Below are 1,880 nucleotides of genomic sequence, written 5' to 3' on the forward strand. Positions count from 1 at the left end.
ACCCGCCTGGGCTCCATCGAAGGGCTCATCCATCTGAACCACGAGACCGTGTGAACAGCTACTGATCCACAGCTTTTGACAATTGCTCAATGGACGAAGACGAGTGCCTTCACCGCTACGGTCTGCACCCTGTCGCCGCGGGCCTCGCCGAGGTTCGCGGGCTGCTCAGAGTGCAAATCCGGCTGGAGCAGCAGGCTCAGGGTGACGGCGACACCGAGCTGATGAAACTGTGCTGCGTTCAGCTGTTCAATGCCGGCAGTCTCGACGATGTATTGCTCATCTGGAAGGCCAAGTCCGCCAGCATGGACGCCGACTGCTCGATCGACATCCAGTTGTTGTGCGGGAGCGGACTGGCCAGAACCAAGGCATACCTGTTGTCTCAGCGTCTACCCGAAGCCGAAGCGGCGCTTCAGCGATTGCTCGACCGTGAGAAGGCTGGCGACTTCGAGGACTTCTCCGTCGAGGGACACTCCGCCCAGTACGCCGCCTACTACACGCCGTGAAGCATGCTGTCGAGCTTCCGAACCCGGCTCACGCTCCATCACCGTGTCGGAACCGGAGGAGACGCATCGACTTCGGACTTCGCATCCACAGGTCTTGCGATTGCTCCCCATCCGGTTTGCCCCCTCCCTGACCGCAAGGCGTCTCGGTCGAACCTGCTCAGTACGCCCGTCCGTAACGGAAGTGACGCCTGCCTCGGCGAGCGGGGCCACAGCGCTCGGCCTGGGCGGCGGGCTGTTGGGCGACAGCAGCACGCACCGCGGCGTGGGCGGTGGCGATGTGGGTGCCGTTGCGCCGCTTCCTACGCTTGCTCACCTCTGGCACCGGCACCGACACGATCCTCGCTTGCGGTGGCCGCCGGCATCTGACCGACTGGCAGAGGTCAACCACGCCACGGGCGACGAGCTCCTCGATGAACGGGTCATCCACGGCTGCAGTCCCGGGCTCAGTTGTTATTTTCCCTTGGGGTGGGTAGCACGCCGGAGCAGGTGGCGCGGCCGTGGGCGCCGGTGGCGGTGGCGCTTTGGACGTGGTGGCTGCGGATGGCGAGGGTGCAGCGGGCGTTGCCGCCTTTCTTGCCCAGGATGATGCTGATGGTGGGGTCGTGTCCGACCGGAACGTCGACGGTGGTGCGCCACGGCAGGTGGGCGTGGTGGACGACGGTGGCCTTTCCGGCTTGGTTGCGGGCCTGGTAGGTGAGGTCGGCGGTTCCCGTACCGGTGACTTCGTAGGTGACGGGAGCGGTGGGGGTGGTGCGGTGCTGCCCCTTGCCGTTGTCGTTGCCGCCGGTGGTGTCGAGGAGGCCGTAGACGACCAGTGCGCCGCATGCGGCGAGCAGCGCGCCGCCGACCAGGATGCCGGAGCGGTCGGGGCGGTGGGGGCGGCGGCGAGGGGTGGACGGCTCACCGGATGCGATGTCCGGGGCCTGTTGAGTGGCACCGGTGTCCTCAGCGGTCTCTTCACACTCTGGGTTCGGCTTGGCGGGTGGGGCGATCTTGGCGGTCGCGGTCGATGCGGATTCGCAGGGTTTTGCCAGCTCGGCGGGGTCGGCCACCTCGGTGGTCGCTACATGTTCCCGTCTTTCGTCACTCATAAACATTCACCTTGCCCATCGGTGCGCTCGAATTCGAGGCGTCCGGAATCCGGATCAAAACCGGTCCCTTATACCCGATGCGCCATACCGATGGCCAGTCGACGGAAGAACCGGGACATCAGGCTGTTCCCGCAGGAAACCTGATTTAACGTCAATTGGCCTCTATGTGACGGCGCTTGACTTAGACCGGCCCAAGTGACTAGTGGTGTGTCGCTGCTTAATTACGGTGTGTCTGGTTGGGAGGTTGGTGTCTGGCAGATTCCTTCCCCTTTGCCAGACAGGGCTG

At 64.6% G+C, this 1,880-nt stretch carries 3 protein-coding genes; 1 reads left to right on the forward strand and 2 read right to left on the reverse strand.

Features of this window, described 5'->3' with window-relative positions; genetic code table 11:
- Window positions 1–89: 89 nt before the first annotated feature.
- On the forward strand, window positions 90–503 hold the full coding sequence (locus H8R17_RS45295; RefSeq protein WP_187828968.1) for a hypothetical protein: 414 nt from the start codon (window positions 90–92) through the stop codon (window positions 501–503).
- Window positions 504–660: 157 nt separating this feature from the next.
- On the opposite strand, the gene H8R17_RS45300 is transcribed toward H8R17_RS45295, so the two are convergent.
- Both H8R17_RS45300 and H8R17_RS48470 read right to left on the reverse strand, forming a co-directional pair.
- Window positions 661–816 carry a hypothetical protein gene (locus tag H8R17_RS45300; protein ID WP_187828969.1) on the reverse strand — a complete coding sequence of 52 codons (156 nt, stop codon included), beginning with the start codon at window positions 814–816 and terminating at the stop codon, window positions 661–663.
- 130 nt (window positions 817–946) lie between these two features.
- The gene (locus H8R17_RS48470) at window positions 947–1,594 is read right to left on the reverse strand and encodes a hypothetical protein (protein WP_262506065.1); all 648 of its coding nucleotides are present in this window, start codon (window positions 1,592–1,594) and stop codon (window positions 947–949) included.
- Window positions 1,595–1,880 lie beyond the last annotated feature (286 nt).

The organism is Streptomyces sp. TRM68367 (assembly GCF_014495685.1).
Lineage (GTDB): Bacteria > Actinomycetota > Actinomycetes > Streptomycetales > Streptomycetaceae > Streptomyces.

Bases quoted from the DNA above. Each gene is read 5' to 3' on its own strand.
- H8R17_RS45295 (WP_187828968.1), top strand. From the start codon at position 90: ATGGACGAAGACGAGTGCCTTCACCGCTACGGTCTGCACCCTGTCGCC.
- H8R17_RS48470 (WP_262506065.1), bottom strand. From the start codon at position 1,594: ATGAGTGACGAAAGACGGGAACATGTAGCGACCACCGAGGTGGCCGAC.